At 41.6% G+C, this 18,867-nt stretch carries 14 protein-coding genes; 10 read left to right on the forward strand and 4 right to left on the reverse strand.

Annotated features, from left to right (window positions below; genetic code table 11):
• Positions 1–26 precede the first annotated feature (26 nt).
• Positions 27–1,232, reverse strand: coding sequence for a hypothetical protein (locus tag CGC64_RS16905; protein ID WP_005678344.1), 1,206 nt, complete (start codon positions 1,230–1,232; stop codon positions 27–29).
• Positions 1,229–2,566 (reverse strand): DUF4270 family protein, encoded by a 1,338-nt coding sequence (locus CGC64_RS16910; RefSeq protein WP_005681647.1) that lies wholly within the window; start codon positions 2,564–2,566, stop codon positions 1,229–1,231. Before CGC64_RS16910 ends, CGC64_RS16905 begins: the two co-directional genes overlap by 4 nt.
• A gap of 197 nt (positions 2,567–2,763) precedes the next feature.
• Here CGC64_RS16910 and CGC64_RS16915 point away from each other — a divergent pair, with 197 nt between their 5' ends.
• The 3 genes from CGC64_RS16915 to CGC64_RS16925 all read left to right on the forward strand — a co-directional run bounded on the left by CGC64_RS16915 (position 2,764) and on the right by CGC64_RS16925 (position 5,532).
• A complete protein-coding gene (locus tag CGC64_RS16915) occupies positions 2,764–3,852 on the forward strand; it encodes a Kelch repeat-containing protein (RefSeq protein ID WP_005681648.1) in 1,089 nt (362 codons plus the stop codon).
• Positions 3,845–4,171 carry a DUF4907 domain-containing protein gene (locus CGC64_RS16920; protein ID WP_182423225.1) on the forward strand — a complete coding sequence of 109 codons (327 nt, stop codon included), beginning with the start codon at positions 3,845–3,847 and terminating at the stop codon, positions 4,169–4,171. The genes CGC64_RS16915 and CGC64_RS16920 overlap by 8 nt, the downstream gene beginning before the upstream one ends.
• A 176-nt stretch (positions 4,172–4,347) precedes the next feature.
• Positions 4,348–5,532, forward strand: a complete 1,185-nt coding sequence (locus CGC64_RS16925) for a C1 family peptidase (protein WP_005678338.1) — start codon at positions 4,348–4,350, stop codon at positions 5,530–5,532.
• Positions 5,533–5,653: 121 nt separating this feature from the next.
• Here the strand turns inward: CGC64_RS16925 and CGC64_RS16930 are convergent, their stop codons facing one another.
• Together CGC64_RS16930 and CGC64_RS16935 are read right to left on the reverse strand one after the other, a co-directional pair.
• Positions 5,654–6,382 (reverse strand): LytR/AlgR family response regulator transcription factor, encoded by a 729-nt coding sequence (locus CGC64_RS16930; RefSeq protein ID WP_005678337.1) that lies wholly within the window; start codon positions 6,380–6,382, stop codon positions 5,654–5,656.
• The gene (locus CGC64_RS16935; protein ID WP_005678336.1) at positions 6,382–7,587 is read right to left on the reverse strand and encodes a sensor histidine kinase; all 1,206 of its coding nucleotides are present in this window, start codon (positions 7,585–7,587) and stop codon (positions 6,382–6,384) included. Before CGC64_RS16935 ends, CGC64_RS16930 begins: the two co-directional genes overlap by 1 nt.
• Before the next feature lie 493 nt (positions 7,588–8,080).
• Here CGC64_RS16935 and CGC64_RS16940 point away from each other — a divergent pair, with 493 nt between their 5' ends.
• The 7 genes from CGC64_RS16940 (at position 8,081) to CGC64_RS16970 (ending at position 18,861) form a co-directional block, all read left to right on the forward strand.
• Complete coding sequence (locus CGC64_RS16940) at positions 8,081–9,286, forward strand: DUF4925 domain-containing protein (RefSeq protein ID WP_005678335.1); 1,206 nt, start codon at positions 8,081–8,083, stop codon at positions 9,284–9,286.
• A gap of 21 nt (positions 9,287–9,307) precedes the next feature.
• Positions 9,308–10,624: a DUF4925 domain-containing protein gene (locus tag CGC64_RS16945; protein ID WP_005678334.1), complete on the forward strand. Its 1,317-nt coding sequence runs from the start codon at positions 9,308–9,310 to the stop codon at positions 10,622–10,624.
• Positions 10,625–10,637: 13 nt separating this feature from the next.
• On the forward strand, positions 10,638–13,481 hold the full coding sequence (locus CGC64_RS16950) for a TonB-dependent receptor (RefSeq protein WP_005678333.1): 2,844 nt from the start codon (positions 10,638–10,640) through the stop codon (positions 13,479–13,481).
• Positions 13,482–13,615: 134 nt separating this feature from the next.
• Positions 13,616–14,296 carry a hypothetical protein gene (locus CGC64_RS16955; RefSeq protein WP_005678332.1) on the forward strand — a complete coding sequence of 227 codons (681 nt, stop codon included), beginning with the start codon at positions 13,616–13,618 and terminating at the stop codon, positions 14,294–14,296.
• 39 nt (positions 14,297–14,335) lie between these two features.
• Positions 14,336–16,216, forward strand: a complete 1,881-nt coding sequence (locus tag CGC64_RS16960) for an alpha-L-fucosidase (protein WP_005678331.1) — start codon at positions 14,336–14,338, stop codon at positions 16,214–16,216.
• A gap of 750 nt (positions 16,217–16,966) precedes the next feature.
• The gene (locus tag CGC64_RS16965) at positions 16,967–17,839 is read left to right on the forward strand and encodes an electron transfer flavoprotein subunit beta/FixA family protein (protein ID WP_005678328.1); all 873 of its coding nucleotides are present in this window, start codon (positions 16,967–16,969) and stop codon (positions 17,837–17,839) included.
• A gap of 2 nt (positions 17,840–17,841) precedes the next feature.
• A complete protein-coding gene (locus CGC64_RS16970; RefSeq protein WP_005678327.1) occupies positions 17,842–18,861 on the forward strand; it encodes an electron transfer flavoprotein subunit alpha/FixB family protein in 1,020 nt (339 codons plus the stop codon).
• The last annotated feature ends 6 nt before the right edge of the window (positions 18,862–18,867 follow it).

Raw genomic sequence — 18,867 nt, forward strand, 5'->3', positions numbered from 1 at the left:
AGGATACCCTTATACTATTATCTATTTTATTTTAATTTAGCTCTGTAAGTCTTTTCCGAGAAAGTGATATTCAGGAAGAAAGCCAGTTTCTGTCCTTGAAACCTCCCTGAACTTACCTTAAATTGATCTGTATATTTTACCCCTAACGAAAGCGTACTGCGGCTACGGTATTCAAAATTAATTCCGGTACTGAGATAATAATTAGTTGTCGTCTTATTCTGAATAGAAAGATACGAATTCCCTATTCCGGCCCCGAGTAACAGACGTACAGGTTTCCGATAGGGATTCCCTAATGTATAACTCCCTCCCAACATCAAACGGTGCTGGTTATGAAAACTAACACTAGAACGAGAAAACTCCAACCGACTCCAGTCAACAAACTTATAATCGGCGGAAGCCATCCAACGCAACGTATTATAAGATACCCCTACTCCGAAAAACTGCGGTAAGCAGGTACGATACTTCTTACCTTTTTCTGTAATACTCCCACTACTACTGCTACTACTTACCGAATGATCGTTGTCTTGAAGCAAATCCTGGGAATATCCATATACAGCACCCGCTACCAACGAACGGTCACGCTCTATCTCATAAGTATACTGTAATCCAAAATCAACATACACTGTATGTTTATACGAACTGTTTGTTTCCGTAGCACTTCCCTGACTCTCCGATTGCGTAATAGTACCACCCACATAAGAAAAGTTAGCTCCCAGCGAAAGCCCTTTCCACAACTGATGAGCAACGCTGATTCCAACTTTGGATAATCCGCCTTCCCCTTGAAAAAGTGAAGTCACAGTCTCGCCATTTGTACCCGCTACATCCTGCTCGAGCGATATGGCATACCCCACACTACTGACAGGAGCCATAAAAATAGCCCCATACCACCGGGGAGCAATACGAAACCCAGCACCCAAATTATTAAGATTACCATTAAAAGAATGATTGTTTGCACCGGACTGTGAATACTTTTCATACGCTCCGCTAACTCCCAAATCGAAGAAAAAATACTGCGGCATCAATCCCGTCAAAGAAGCCGGGTTCGCACTATTATAAGCATTTTCTCCCCGCAATGCGATACCAACTCCCCCCATACCGGAATAGATTCCTCCTTCTCCGGTAGACAATTCACCCAGTCCGAACATAGAAGCCGGAGAGTTCGTCATGTTTTGAGCAGTAAGATTCAATAAGTTTGCACTTAATATGAAAATAGATAAAACTTTTCTTTTCATTTCGTATATGTCTTGTAATAAATAGTGAGAGATACATTATTATTATGGTCATTCATGGGATGTTTACTATCTCCGAAAATGACTCCCTGAACTGTGTTATAAAAATCATTGTCGGAGAGAAACAACTGTAATTTTTCGCGGCTCTGTCCTGCCGTCCCCAGATTATTCTGAATGAACGAGGTAATATCAAATGAATAATGAGTATCCTCATAATAGACATTGTCTTCTACCAGATTTCCTGTTTGTACGGAATTTCCGGAAAGGTCCGTTATGACACTTTGGGTTGAATTATTCTGGTCTGCCGTATAGAGAGTCAATGATTTCGGCAACGGATATTTTCCGTTATAAGTACCTTTTATAGGATAGAGTTTAAGTACCGCACTTTCAATGGAGACAAGTCTCCCTTTCTGGTTCAGATTATTCAGATGCGGAAATTCGAGATTGATATACATACCGGTCAATCCTTGCAGATACACCTGATGATCACTTTCAGAAGAAAAAAGATTATAATCAGTACCGGCTCTGAGAGATTCTATGGGAGTACCGGTACGGTCGTGTTCCACCTTTGTATAATTCAATGAACTGCTGGCCTTAAACACTAAAGTCTGTTCCGTAGGCTTTTCTTTGAGTTCATGATAATAAAGAGTCAGACAAAAACTGGAATCATTCACCTGAAAGCCGTTAATGCACGTCCCATTTTCATCGGGTATAAAAGCTATTCCTTTAAAAAAAGCGCGGAAACGCTCCTGCGATTCCATACATTCTTCATCTTCCAACATCAGATTAAACCATTTTTTTCCCCATTCGTCAGGCAGACGTAATTCATGCATCTCGTTACGGTGTCCGGGAGTAGGACGTATAGAAAGAGTAGCAAGAAGATTATTCCGGTTATAATTAACATTGGTCTTATTAAAAAGGTAACCATTATCTTCCAATGAGATTCCTTGTGACAGACTAAATAACTCAATACGATGATAAACCAGTGTATCGCCCAGATAATTCCCTGAAGAATACCATTTGAAGGTAATAGAGTCAAACTGATATTCAGTTGTTTCATTAAGAGAATGAGAAGGTACTTCATATTCCGCATAAAACGAAGTCTTAATTTCTCCATATAGATTGTCTTTATATCGCCCGATCTGGCAAACCGTATCTCCCGAAGTTGCCAAAGAGTCACTTAGCAAAGTACTTAACGTTACTGTACACGTATCTGTTACAGCATTCATAAAAGAACTATCCACCCATTTAGCCCCAATGGAAGAGGATTCATCCCTGCAAGAGAATAGGATACAAAACAACAGTAAAGAATAAAAAAGTGTAATAAATAGTCTCATAACGAATCTTATTTTTGAGTTGCAAAGGAACCCCTTTAGGAAAATATCCCCAAAATTTATCGACTATTACCCGCTATTTATAGACTCGCATTTTTTAGATAGAGGAAATAAAGCTGTTTGTCGATAACTTTTTTCTCAAAACGCATTGATAGCTACATTTGCGCCAAGTTTAAAATGTAATAAAACGAATGGAAATAATGAAAAAACTACAACTATTATTAGTGTCGGTAGCTATGCTATCAATTTTCTCATGTTCGGATGATGATGATGACACATTAGGAGTGTGGTATCGCCGTTCCGACTTCGATGGAAGGGCAAGAGAGGATGCAGCCGGATTTGTGATAGGTAACCGGGGGTACTTATGCGGAGGATATCGGGGAAAAGACCAACGGGAAAAAGACTGTTGGGAATACAATATTGATAATGACTGGTGGACACAATGCAAAGATATGCCCGACGATGCAACAGCCCGGAATGGCGCTGCCGGATTCGCAGTAGGCTCGAAAGGATATGTGACCACCGGATACACCGTATATAAAGATGATGATCCGATGCATACCGGAGGATACGCATATCTAAAAGACACATGGGAATATGACCCGGCAACAAATGAATGGAGACAAATGGATGATTATCCCGGAGATGCGCGAATCAATGCAATAGCCTTCACTATCGGTAACTACGGTTATGTGGGAACCGGACAATCCAAAGACGATAAACAGACAAAGGATTTTTATCGTTTCGACCCGACAGCCCCTTCAGGTAGCCAGTGGGGCATTGTAAACGGATTCGGCGGTCAGAAAAGAACCGGCGGCTTATCCTTTATCATCGACAATGTAGCTTACATCGTAGGAGGAACCAACAACGGTCAGGATGTTACCGACTTCTGGAAATTCGATCCCAGCAAGAGTGAAGAAAATAAATGGACCCGTCTCCGCGAAATCAAGAATGACAGCAGTGATGATTATGATGATGATTATAATTCAATCACCCGGACATACGGCTGCGCTTTTGTTATAGACGGCCAGGCTTATATCACTTTAGGGCAGACATCCGGTTCAAGCCTACGAAATAACTACTGGATATATGACCCCAACACAGATTTATGGCGTAGTAGTGACACGGAAGATGATTTTGACTATACCCCTTTCGAAGGAAGTGCACGCACAAAAGCGATTTGTTTCTCTACCGGCAAACGGGGTATTATAACTACCGGAGGAAGCAGTGGATACTATTATGACGATACTTGGGAATTACATCCGTATGAATGGGAAGAAGATGACTAAGAAAAACAGCAGTCGGCTCTTTGTTGCAGGAATATTAACAGCTGCCATTTGCCTGGCGTTTTCCGTAGCAGCCACCTCCGACACGCATTATTCGATCGAAATAATCGAAGTAAACGGAGGATACGGTTATCAAATATCCCACAACAACCATATAACCATATTCCAGCCTTTTATTCCCGCCATTTCGGGAAAAAAGCCTTTCATGGAAAAAGAGGATGCCAAAAAGGTAGGGAAATTAGTCATGAGACGTATGAAAACCGGAGAAAACTATACTGTTACCCGTCATGATTTAGAGAATCTCGGAATTAAAATAAAATAAATAAAAAGCGGAAAGTGAATTGGAAATAATTCTCTTTCCGCTTTTTGTTCATGAAAAAATAGAATATACACTATTTTTTATTCTTTTTTTATGCAAATTGTATACAGGAATATGGAATTACCCCAAGGATTCTCTATCTTTGTAACCAAAACAAATTTAATATTAATGTCATAAGAATGAAAAAGAGTATCCTTATCGCTGCTCTAGGCCTATTCAGCCTGAGCACAATGGCACAAGACGCAAAACCCGAAGAGGGCTTCGTTTTCACGACAGTGAAAGAAAATCCGATTACTTCAATCAAGAACCAAAACCGTTCGAGCACTTGCTGGAGTTTCTCAACTCTCGGATTCGTTGAATCAGAATTGCTACGTTTAGGCAAAGGCGAATATGATCTGGCTGAAATGTTTGTGGTACACAAAACGATGCAAGACCGTGGAGCCAATTATGTACGTTATCACGGTGACAGTTCTTTCTCGCCGGGAGGAAGTTTCTATGATGTGATGTACTGCATCAAAAATTACGGTATCGTTCCACAGGAAGTAATGCCGGGAATCATGTACGGCGATACTCTGCCGGTACACAACGAATTGGACGCTGTTGCTTCCGGCTACATTAATGCTATCGCTAAAGGTAAACTAAGTAAACTGACTCCGGTATGGAAGAACGGTCTGGCAGCCATTTATGACACATACTTAGGAAAATGTCCTGAAAACTTCACTTATAAAGGAAAGGAATATACACCGAAAACTTTTGCCGAATCACTGGGACTGAATCCGGACGACTATGTTTCATTGACTTCCTATACACATCACCCGTTCTATTCTCAATTTGCTATCGAGATTCAGGACAACTGGCGCAATGGCCTCTCCTACAACTTGCCTATCGACGAGTTTATGGCTGTAATGGATAATGCAGTGAAGAAGGGATATACTTTTGCATGGGGTAGTGACGTCAGTGAACAAGGGTTTACACGTGATGGTATTGCCGTAATGCCGGATATAAACAAAGAATCTGAACTTTCCGGTTCGGATATGGCCCGTTGGACTGGCCTGACCACTGCCAACAAACGTCAAATAATGACAACCAAACCACATCCGGAAATTGACGTCACTCAGGAAATGCGCCAGGTGGCATTCGACAACTGGGAAACTACCGACGACCACGGAATGGTGATTTACGGTATCGCTAAAGACCAGAACGGAAAAGAATATTTCATGGTAAAAAATTCTTGGGGTAAATCAGGTAAATACAACGGTATATGGTATGCTTCCAAAGCATTCGTCGCTTACAAAACGATGAATATCCTTGTACACAAAGACGCACTGCCTAAAGAAATTGCTAAAAAACTGGGAATCAAATAAAAGGAGTATCTCCACTTCTTAAAATAAAAGTCTCATTAGCTATAAATAGCTTCTGAGGCTTTTATTTTTAAGTAGTTATTTTCCGGACAACATACCGCATCGGATAAAGCATGACCAATGTTTAAGAGAAGCTTAGCTTACTGATAAATTCCGTAAACCGTTCTTTGTAATTATCACCCACAGGGATGTACGTATTCTTATCGAAGATAATACGGAGACGGGAGATTTCGGTAATCTTACGCAAGTTGACAATATAAGAACGATGCACACGCATGAAATGTGCGGGAAGCCGTTCTTCCATTTTCTGAAGACTGGCAAGTGTGATGACAGGCTTGTTCTCCCCCTCCACAAAAATACGGACGTATTCGCTCATACCTTCTATATAGCGGATATTATTAATATCGATGCGGACTACCCTGCAATCGCTTTTCACAAACAACGAATCGCCTTTTACCTGCGAAGCATTTCCCAGTTCACTCTGTTGCTCCAACAATTTATATTCAAACTGTTTGCGGGCCTTATCCGCCGCCTTCAGTAAGTCCTGAAACTCAAATGGTTTCAACAGATAATCCACCGCATCCAACTTGAAGCCGTCCACCGCATATTCGGAATAAGCGGTAGTGAAAATCACCAGCGGAGGACTTATCAAAGAACGGATAAAATCCAGCCCGTTCAAATCGGGCATATTGATATCTACAAATATCAGGTCGACATCTTCGTCGGACAATACCTTCATTGCCTCAAACGCATCCTGACAAGGTTTCACTAACGACAGGAAAGGGACGCGGGATATATAATCCGATAACTGTGCCAATGCCAACGGTTCGTCGTCAATTGCTAAACATTTCATTATAATAAAGGTATAATAAGTAATACATCAAATTTATTCTTATCCTGTGTGATAGAAAGCGTATAATCATTACCGAACAGAAGTCTTAGCCGCTTACGGATATTATCCAGCCCGATGCCGTGGTGTTGTTCGTCAGCCCTTCCGTTATTGCTATTCGTACAGCGGAAAGTCAATCGGTTTCCCTCCTCTTGTTGCACGATGACACGGACGAAAGAATCATTCCGGTAACTGACTCCATGCTTGAAAGCGTTCTCCACAAAAGAAATAAAAAGCAAAGGAGGTATCTGTACTTCAGGAACTTCGATGGGAAACTTCATTTCAATGGAGACTTTATCAGTATAGCGCAATCCCATTATGGCAATATAATTCTCCAGAAACTGAACCTCCCGTTTAAGAAGAATTGTTTTGTTACTAGCCTCATACAGCACATAACGCATCAGTTTGGAAAGCTCTACAATCGTACTTTTCGCCTTCCCCGTATCAATATCTACCAATGCGTGGATATTATTCAGCGTATTCATAAAAAAATGCGGGTTTATCTGATACTTCAGATATTGCAATTCGGACTGCAAGCGCTGGTGTTCCAGTTCCTTCAACATTTCTTCATCGCGAAAAGACTTGAAGAAAAGTTTAATGGCTATATTAAATCCTACCATAAGAAAGGCAATCATAAAATGAATAAGATAGCGAACTGTGATAGGAGGATAAAGAAACGGAACAGGTTTAAGGAGAGCCTCCGGACGTTGAAACTTTTCCACGGGATATTTCACCTGGTCCGGTAGTTCCCAATTAGCCGTCTCTTTCTTCCGCGCCTTTTCTCTCATTTCAATAATCTGATTCCGTCGGCTTTCCTTTGCTGAATGATACACAGGCTCCTGTCTGAATTCTTTCGGGAAACGCCCTTTCATCGGAAACGGAACAATCAAAAAAATAACACCTATTGCAAAAACTAAAGAAAGTGTATATTGCCAATATTTTTTTTTAAAAAGGAAATAAGGAACCAGCACATAGTTATTCAACAGAAAAAGCATAAAAAAAGGAAGAATTCCCAACCAGGAGTCACGTACAAGCGTGCGAACTTCTTCTTTCTCAAGTCCACCACTTACGGCAAAATATTCTCCGATCAACGGAAGAAAGAAAATAACACTCCAGATTACTCCGTAAATGCTTTGTTCCAATAATTGTTGCTTGCGCACTCTTTCCATGCCTCATTGTTCCATGTTAGCAGAAACAAAGATAAAACCGACACTCCTTTCATACAAAAACAATCGACCAAAGGACATATTTCAACGACAGTACATCAATCAGTGACGAATTTCACAACTTACAAAGTTGCCTGTAAATACATGTAGAGAATCTAAATAAACCTTAAAATGGATGTAACATTCTAAAACGGCTCTTTTCTTAGTTAGAAGTAGGAAAAAATAAGAACGGTTTCTTACACGCGAAATGTGTGGGACAGCGTTCTTTTATATACATATACCTTGTCTTGTTCTATCTTATTCCATTCTTCACTATGTTTCTTAAAAGAAGAACATATTACATTAAAAATAGAACATTAATTCAAATGCTTTTATATCATTTTTCTCCGTATAATTAAAAATAGAACATTAATTCATAAAAACAGACCTTGTAAATAAATAGATGTTAGCCGAACTTTGCAAAGTTTTATTAATTACGCAATAAAAACAAAAAAGAATGAAAAACTTACGAAAACTATTTTGTGTAGCTTGCGCAGTACTTTTCTTTACATCATGTGAAGAAACCTATAACGACAAGTTATTTTGGCCGGGAGAAATCAGCCAGGAATATGGCTCGTACATCAAGCCGTATACACTGGATTTAACTTACAGCGGCGAGAAACTAATCGGAAAGACTGCCAGTTTCAAAACGGAAGATAGTGAAACGGGAACACTGACACTAAACGGAATTATCCCGGGAGAAGTTACTACTCCTATCAGTCGCATCAAGCTTAATGAAAACGGAGAAAAAGATGCCTATACCTTTAGCGGAACGAATATCACGATGGGGGGAGTAACGGTGAAGTATAATGGAATCATTACTCCAAAAGCAATGAAACTCTCACTGGATGTCACAATGGCTCATGCCAATAATCTGGCTCATACTTATGCATTTCCTGCATATTCACATACTACAAATGAAGAAGCAACCATTCGTAATAGTGGAGCAAGCTATGTGAATATTACAACGAAAGAAGGAGCCGAATCCATTGCTCCTATCGTTTTGCAAATGCAGCAAATGGCAACTAATATATTAGATGTACTCTTTCCGTATGTACTAAAGAATATTACATTAGAAAAAGATGGTATTGTTACTGCCAACTACACCACAAGTCCCATAGACATGAAAGAGATCATGGAGGTGGCTAATGCAGGTAAGACGGATGCAGAATTCCGTGGATTAATCGGCCAACGTACTTATGTTTCTTCCCCGAAAGGTTTGGCCTACTGGAATCAGACGGGTGATAAGGCATTTGTAGTACAATTGAACATACCAGCCATTATTTCACTCATCGCCGAGAATAACGGTCAGCAAATTGATCCCCAACTTATTGCAGGTATCAGCGAAGCTCTTTTAAAATCGGACCCTGCCCGATTGAAGCTAGCATTAAGTACGCTCAACATGATTTTAAACAATGAGATAATCACCTATATTTTAAAAATGGATGATAACACTTTTGTAACTTTACTTTCATGGATGAGAAATGGTATTCCAATGGGTATTAGTCAGGCTACAAAAGATCATACTTATATCTATTTTAAAAAAGAGACACTAACTCCATTTATCAATATCATTGATATTTTATTAAAAACAAACTTAGATGAGGTTGTAGCATTATTCGACAAAATGGAAATCGGCGTAGACCTTACTATTCAAAAATAAATCATTTTAAAATAAAAAACGATGAAAAAATTATCTATCTTATTCATAAGCTTCCTTACCGTAATATCCGCATTCTTAATATCTTGTGACGAAGACCACTATGGACCGGCTCCAGTAGACGTGACAGCCAATTATTCAAACAAGATTTCGAATCCTAATCCCAATTTAGTTCTTACATACAACGGTGATGCAATGAACGGGAAATCTGTTGATTTCAGTACTGTTACAGGAGAAACTGCTATCATTACTCTCTACGATATTCTTCCGGGAGAAAAGGCAATAAAGATTACATCCATTCCCCTTTCCGGAGATACAGAAGGATACTCTTTTTCCGGTAATGGTATGGGAAATGAAACATTGACTACTTTTAGATACGAAGGACGTGTAACAAAAGGAAAACTCACCTTAAACATATCCAATATCCAAATGGGTAATGCCGATTTGTGGGCAAATACTTATAAGTTACCCGAAGTCGTTAACGGCGTAAAAAAAATATTAGTTGGTGACACTTGGGGAAATGAATATACATGGCAGGAGGTTGATGGCCAAGTATTAAATGCGTCATGCTATTTCCATGCAGATGTAGAAGCTACAGAAAGCGGAGCTACAACCCAAACATGGGGTAATGGAATCCAAAATATAGTAAGTTACATTTTGCCACAAGTTCTGCAAGACATCACTTTAGGAGCAGACGGAAATGTAACGGCTTCCTATTCAAATGATCCGTTGTCAGGAGTAGATATAGACGTTATTTTTGGATTTCTAGAAACTCCATTAACACAGGAGATGATTACTCCCAACATTGCTGACCGTAAGTATATCCCTTCTCCAAAAGGGTTTGCTACTTGGTTTCAAAAAGACGGTAAGTTAATATTAAAATTAAACTTAGCTAATATCATTTCCTCAATAGCCAGCAGCAGCGATACATATATGGATGTGAACATAATCAATGCTATCATTGATGCTGTATCTCAAATGGATGCCATGAAAGTGAAAGAATTGCTAACCACACTTAATCAAAGTTTAAACAATGAAACACTTGGATTCTTGGTCAATGTCAACGACACTTCCTTCAACGCTATTTTCAATTGGTTAACTACCGGAATCCCGATGCAGGTTACTTCAAAAGAAGGACATACTTATATTTACTTAGATAAAGAAGGATTTACTCCCATAGCTAAATTACTACCAGATCTTAGTCCGCTAATAGTTAGTATGCTTCCGGAGGATATGCAAGGGCTGGGATTTATAATTTCAACATTCTTAAATGGTATTTCAGAAGCTTTTCTATCTCCTGAGAAAATAGAGTTTGGTTTAGAACTTGTTCCGAATAAATAAAACGTAAGAAACAATGAAGAAAATATATATACTAACTTTATTAATCTGCCTTACTTGTTTTGGGACAAGCTTTGCCCAAACACTGAAAGGACATATATACGACGCCAAGACCAACGAACCGTTGGTCGGAGCAGCTGTTACCTACAAGCTCCACGGCAATCAGGGAGTAGTATCCAATATTAACGGAGAATATGAAATCAAACTTCCCGAAGGTGGAGTCGACCTCGTATTCAGTTATGTAGGCTATGATGATGTACTGATGCCTATCGTTATCAATAAACGCGAAGTAGTCACCAAAGACGTCTATATGAAAGAGAGCACTAAACTGCTGGAAGAAGTGGTAGTGAGTGCTGGACGCTTCGAACAGAAGCTAAGTGATGTAACAGTTTCTATGGATGTGGTGAAATCCGGTGACATTGCCCGCCAGGCACCAACAGATATTTCATCTACCCTCCGTACCCTGCCGGGAGTTGACATTGTAGACAAGCAACCTTCCATGCGTGGTGGCAGCGGGTGGACTTACGGTGTAGGTGCACGTAGCCAGATTCTGGTAGACGGAATGAGTACACTGAACCCGAAAACAGGAGAAATCAACTGGAACACCGTACCTTTGGAAAATGTAGAGCAGGTGGAAGTTATCAAAGGAGCTTCTTCTGTGCTATACGGTTCCTCAGCATTGAACGGTATTATCAATATTCGTACCGCACGCCCGGGTTTAACGCCCAAGACACGATTCAGCGCATACGTAGGCATATACGGTGATGCAGAGAATGATGAATACCAATGGAGCGATAAGAATTTCTGGAAAGATGATAAATATGCAGTAAAACCTATTCTGCGTGGTAGTCTCCTGAGTGGAGTACGGAATCCGATTTACGAAGGTTTCGACCTCTCCCACTCCCGTCGTATCGGTAATTTCGACGTTAGTGGAGGGATCAATCTTTTCACCGATGAAGGATACCGTCAGCAAGGATATAACAAACGTTTCCGCATGGGTGGCAGTTTGACCTATCACCAACCGGATATGGGACTGAAAATTCTGAATTATGGTTTTAATGTAGACTTCCTTTCCAATCAATACGGGGACTTCTTTATCTGGCGTTCACCGACCGAAGTATACAAGCCTTCTCCTTTCACCAATATGGGACGCGAAGAAAACAACTTCCATATCGACCCGTTTATCAATTATGTAAACCCGGAAAACGGAACTTCACATAAAATCAAAGGACGTTTTTATTATAGCGCAGACAATATCGTCCGCCCAACCGAAGGTTCATCTATCACAGATATTCTGGGAAACATGGGAACCGATGCGAATACGATTAAAAATATCGTAAACGGCGATTACAGCTCACTATACCCCGCATTGGTCGGTATCGGTTCGGGAATTATCAACGGCAATCTGGATGATGCCATGAACGGTGCATTCACTTCACTGAGAAACATCTTTCCCAATGCAACAACTGCCGATTATTGCGACCTTATCTCATGGGTTATGGATAACGGGCTGCCTGATCTTAGCGGAATACAGAACGGACAATTGCCAAGCGATCTCGTACCGTGGCTGTCTAATGTTATCAATCCGTCTCGACTCAACCCGAAAACTCAAACAGACAAGAACTTTGACTATTATCTCGACTATCAGTTCAACAAGAAATGGAACGGTGGCGCACAGATCACTACGGGAATGACTTTCGAACACATCCGTTATGACTCTGCTGTAATGGATGAAGTGTACAAAAGTGATAATGCAGCCCTCTTCTTCCAATATGACCAACGTTTTTGGGATCGTTTGAGTGTATCCGCAGGCGTACGTGCCGAATACTACCGCGTAAACAACCACCGCCGCGAAGCAGAAACAAAGGTATTCGGAACAAAAATTCCGTTCCGCCCCGTTTTCCGTGCCGGATTGAATTATCAATTAGCCGATTACAGTTTTATCCGCGCCAGCTTCGGACAAGGTTACCGCAACCCGTCTATCAATGAGAAATATCTCCGTAAAGACATTGGCGGAGTCGGTGTTTATCCGAATCCGAACATTAAACCTGAGAAAGGATTTAATGCAGAATTAGGTTTCAAGCAAGGATACAAGATCGGTAACTTCCAGGGATTTGTCGATATTGCCGGATTCTATACTCAATATAAAGATATGGTAGAATTCCAGTTCGGCCTATTCAATAATGCAAACAATACGATGATAAATAGTATTGGCGATGTATTTCAGATGTTGACAGACGGCAAGGGCTTCGGTATCGGAGCACAATTCCATAATGTATCGAAAGCACAGATCTATGGAGTGGAGATTTCAACAAACGGTGTATATAACTTCAACAAGAACACAAAATTATTCTATAATCTGGGATATGTATATACCGAACCGCGTGACGCGGATTACCAGGAACGCAATGCTGTAGAAGGACTGTATACCGACCCGCTTCAGATGAAAGAGAAATCAAATACGGGTAAGTATCTGAAATATCGTCCGAAACATAGTTTCAAAACGACGGTAGACTTCCAGTGGAAACGCATCAATGTGGGTGCCAATGTGGCATGGAAAAGCAAAATCCTTGCAGTGGATTATCTGATGCTGGACGAGCGTTCTAAAACACAAAACGACTTAATGGATTATGTACGCGGTATCCTTTTCGGTTATTCAAAAGGAGAAACACTCGCTACCTACTGGAAGAAGCATAACACAGATTATGCAACCGTTGACTTCCGTTTCGGTGTAAAAGCAACGAAAGAAGTAGCTTTCCAGTTTATGGTAAACAACTTGTTTAATAAAGAATACAGTTACCGCCCAATGGCAGTAGCTGCTCCCCGTACTTTTGTGCTGAAAATGGACGTCACATTCTAAATAACTCTTATTATTTACACATTAATAAAGGAACGGCTGCTCAATGCAGCCGTTTTTTTTGTTTCATTTGTTACTAATCAGCCATATATTCCGTATATTTGTCACCCGTAAATCAGGAAGAACAACTCGATAAAATGAAAAAGCAAATCGTACTTATTGCAATCTTATGTTGTACAGCCTTTGCACAAGCACAAGAAGTTTTTGTAAATGCCGATTTTGTCAGTAGTTACATTTGGCGGGGAATAGACTCGGGCAATGCCTGTATCCAGCCAACACTAGGTCTTAATTGGAAGGGACTGACAGTTTATGCCTGGGGTTCAACAGAGTTTCGCAACAAAAACAATGAGATTGACTTGTCGCTAGAATATGAATACAAGAATCTAACCCTTTATGCTAACAACTATTTTACCCAGACAGAAGAAGAACCTTTCAAATATTTCAATTACAGTTCACACTCCACCGGACATACTTTCGAAGTCGGAGCCGGATATATATTTAGTGAAAAGTTCCCGCTTTCCGTCAGCTGGTATACAACGTTTGCCGGCAATGATTACCGGGAAAACGATAAACGCGCCTGGTCCAGTTATTGCGAGCTAAGCTATCCCTTTAGTGTGAAAGATGTCGATATGAGTATTGAAGCCGGCTTCACACCGTGGGAAGGTTTCTACTCTAACAAGTTCAATGTTGTCAACATCGGATTATCCGCAACCAAAGAGTTAAAGATCACTTCCGGCTTCTCCCTTCCTATTTTCGGAAAACTGATAGCCAATCCCTACGAAGAACAAGTCTATTTCGTTTTCGGACTTAGTTTATAGCAAGACATATTTATTAATAAATCACTAATAATTACCCCCATGAAAAAACACCCCTTGATTCTTTGTGCAGGAATTACTTCTCTTTTATTGAGTGCCTGCAATCCGGTAAAAGCTCCGGAAGCAATCTTACCCGTTCCCGAAGCCAAACAAGTGGAATGGCAGAAAATGGAAACCTACGCTTTTGTACATTTCGGCCTTAACACTTTTAACGACCGTGAATGGGGATACGGAGACTCCGATCCTAAAACATTCAACCCTGCGAAACTCGACTGTGAGCAATGGGTAAAGACCTTTGTAGAATCGGGCATGAAAGGAGTAATCCTCACTGCCAAACATCACGACGGTTTCTGCCTGTGGCCTACCCAACTGACAGAGTATTGTATCCGCAACACTCCCTATAAGAATGGACAAGGAGACATTGTGCGCGAATTATCGGACGCCTGCAAAAAGTATGGTATCAAATTCGCCGTTTACCTATCCCCCTGGGACAGAAACCAAGCTAATTACGGAACTCCCGAATATGTAGATTATTTCTATAAACAACTCCATGAACTACTGACCAACTACGGTGATGTCTTTGAAATCTGGTTTGACGGCGCCAACGGAGGCGATGGCTGGTATGGCGGAGCAAAAGATTCACGTACTATCGACCGCAAAACATATTACAACTATCCGCGAGCCTATAAAATGATTGACGAACTGCAACCGCAAGCAGTTATTTTCTCCGATGGGGGACCCGGTTGCCGTTGGGTCGGAAACGAGAAAGGATTTGCCGGAGCCACCAACTGGTCTTTCCTCCGTGCCGGAGAAGTTTATCCCGGTTATCCCAACTATCGCGAACTGCAATATGGCCATGCTGACGGTAATCAATGGGTGGCAGCCGAGTGTGACGTTTCTATCCGTCCGGGTTGGTTCTATCATCCAGAAGAAGACGGCCGTGTGAAAACAGTGGACGAACTGACCGACTTGTATTACCGTAGCGTAGGACATAACGCAACGTTATTGCTGAACTTCCCCGTAGACCGTGACGGACTCATTCATCCGACAGACTCCGCCAACGCCGTTAACTTCCATAAGAACATACAGAAACAATTAGAAAAGAATCTGCTGGCCGGCCTTTCCCCCAAAGCATCGGACGAACGGGGAAAAGCATTCTCCGCTAAAGCTGTCACAGACAACGACTATGATACTTATTGGGCTACCAACGATGATGTAACTTCCGCCACTATTGAATTTGACTTGCCTCAACCGGAGAAGATCAATAGAATGATGTTACAGGAATATATCCCTCTGGGACAACGTGTGAAATCATTCGTAGTAGAATATAACCAGGAAGGTGAATGGCTTCCCGTGAAACTCAATGAAGAGACAACAACCGTTGGTTACAAACGTCTCCTCCGTTTCGAAACGATCACGACCGATAAGCTCCGTGTCCGTTTCACGGATTCACGTGCATGTCTCTGCATCAATAACATCGAAGCATTTTACGCAGGAGCAACTTCCGATACATACTCTGCAAAAGCGGAAGAACTGAAGAGTTTCCCGTTCACTCTCAGCGGAGTAGACACAGAAGAAGCACAAAAATGCATGGACAAGAATGACCAAACGGCCTGTTTCGTCAATGGAAACACACTGTTAATCGACTTGGGAGAAGAACGTACGATTACTTCATTCCATTATCTTCCCGACCAAAGCGAATATAATAAAGGTGTAATCGCCGCATACGAAATATCTGTCGGTATGGATAGCAATGCTGTCAATCAAGTGGTAGCAAAAGACGAATTTTCTAATATAAAGAATAACCCGATCCTGCAATCTGTCTACTTCACCCCACTCAAAGCCCGCTATGTCAAGCTGAAAGCAACGAGGATGATACATGACGGAGAACCATTAGGATTGGCCGAGATCGGTATACAATAACATAAAAAAAGAACTTTATACTTACATACAAATTTAGCAGTTCTTATTGTCAGACTATCATTTCTATTCTTAGCATATTGATTTCCATTAGACACTGACGATAAGCCCTGAAAATAGGCTGGCAATATTATCTTATACATTTTATTGTCAGCCTATGATTTTATTACTCCCTCATAGTTACTGTCCGTCCGGCTTTGCTTACCTTTCGCGACAAGCCCCCTTTAAACATACGTTATACAACCGCTATACTTCTGTTAACCAATAAGTATTGTTCTGTCGGGATACCGATATAGTTACCTCGCCACGGCCGTGGAAAGAATTCGCCACAGTTGTGGTAACTTCTCGTCACGACCGTGAGGAGAAATTACCACGGCCGTGACAAACTAAAGATGAAGACACTCTAACAGTACTATACCGGTATTCCGACAGTACTATACCGGTTTCCTTTCCTATAAAGTCCTGCTTAACCACTCTGCAAATAAGCAACTTGCCAGAAAAGCAGTAGTAATATCGAGCAAGAACAAATTCAATAAATATACTTTCACCCCCCAACCAAATCTATAAAAATCCTTCTTCTTTTGCTCAAAATCCTTAAACCTGTGCATTTTTTACTCGGATTTCTTGTCAGAACCAAGTGTTTGCGTAAATTTGCACGCTGATAGTTAACCGGATAGTTTGAATAGCAAGAGATTACTACTTGACTACTGGCTACTACCTACTTGTAGAAATACTAATACTAAAATTAATAACATGAGTTTGAAAATTGTTGTATTGGCAAAACAAGTTCCCGACACACGTAATGTTGGGAAGGATGCCATGAAAGCCGACGGAACCATTAACCGTGCGGCACTCCCCGCTATCTTCAATCCCGAAGACTTGAATGCTCTCGAGCAAGCTCTTCGACTGAAAGATGCTCATCCAGGCTCTACCGTTACCATTCTGACAATGGGACCAGGTCGTGCTGCCGACATTATTCGTGAAGGACTTTTCCGTGGTGCAGATAACGGTTACTTGCTGACCGACCGTGCTTTCGCCGGTGCAGATACACTGGCTACTTCTTACGCGCTGGCTACTGCTATCCGCAAAATAGGTAACTGTGACATTATTATTGGTGGTCGTCAGGCTATCGACGGGGATACGGCGCAAGTAGGTCCGCAGGTAGCAGAAAAGTTGGGATTGACCCAAATCACATACGCAGAAGAAATTCTGGAAGTAGGTAAAGACAAGATTACAGTGAAACGCCACATCGACGGTGGTGTTGAAACCGTAGAGGGCCCGTTGCCTATCGTGATTACTGTCAACGGCTCGGCAGCTCCTTGCCGTCCGCGCAACGCGAAACTGGTGCAGAAGTACAAACATGCCAAAACTGTTAGCGAAAAACAGCAAGGTAACCTTGATTATACTGACCTGTATGACAAACGCGACTACCTGAATCTGGTAGAATGGAGCGTAGCCGACGTAAACGGTGACCTCGCACAATGTGGTCTGTCCGGTTCGCCGACAAAAGTGAAAGCCATTCAGAACATCGTGTTCCAGGCTAAAGAGAGCAAAACCATTAGCGGCAGCGACCGTGACGTGGAAGACCTGATTGTTGAACTGTTAGCTAACCATACTATCGGATAATCATGAATAACTTATTTGTATATTGCGAAATAGAAGAAGGTAACGTAGCAGACGTTAGCCTTGAACTTCTGACCAAAGGTCGTTCGTTAGCCAACCAGTTGAACTGTCAGCTCGAAGCTGTGGTTGCCGGAACAGACCTCAAAGATATTGAAAAACAAATCCTTCCTTACGGAGTAGACAAACTCCACGTTTTCGACGGAGAAGGACTTTATCCTTATACTTCACTCCCCCACACCGCTATCCTGGTGAACCTTTTCAAAGAAGAACAACCGCAAATCTGCCTCATGGGTGCCACCGTTATCGGTCGCGACCTCGGCCCGCGTGTTTCTTCCGCTTTGACCAGCGGACTGACTGCCGACTGTACTTCTCTGGAAATCGGTGACCACGAAGACAAGAAAGAAGGCAAAGTTTATAAAAACCTGTTGTATCAGATCCGTCCGGCATTCGGCGGCAACATCGTTGCAACGATTGTAAACCCGGAACACCGCCCGCAAATGGCAACCGTTCGCGAAGGTGTGATGAAGAAAGAAATCCTCTCCCCGACTTATCAGGGAGAAGTGATCCGCCACGACGTGAAGAAATACGTTGCCGACACGGATTATGTAGTGAAGGTAATCGAACGCCATGTGGAAAAAGCCAAGAACAACCTGAAAGGTTCTCCGATTATCGTAGCCGGCGGTTACGGTGTAGGTTCGAAAGAAAACTTCGACTTGCTGTTCGACCTAGCTAAAGAACTTCATGCTGAAGTAGGTGCCAGCCGTGCCGCTGTGGATGCAGGTTATGCAGAGCACGACCGTCAGATTGGACAGACAGGTGTCACGGTTCGTCCGAAACTTTACATTGCCTGCGGTATCTCCGGACAGATTCAGCATATCGCCGGTATGCAGGAAAGTGGTATCATCATCTCTATCAACAACGACCCGGACGCTCCGATCAACACGATTGCCGATTATGTAATCAACGGAACGATTGAAGAAGTTGTACCGAAGATGATTAAGTATTATAAACAAAATAGTAAGTAAGGAACA

The organism is Bacteroides caccae, from assembly GCF_002222615.2.
Lineage (GTDB): Bacteria > Bacteroidota > Bacteroidia > Bacteroidales > Bacteroidaceae > Bacteroides > Bacteroides caccae.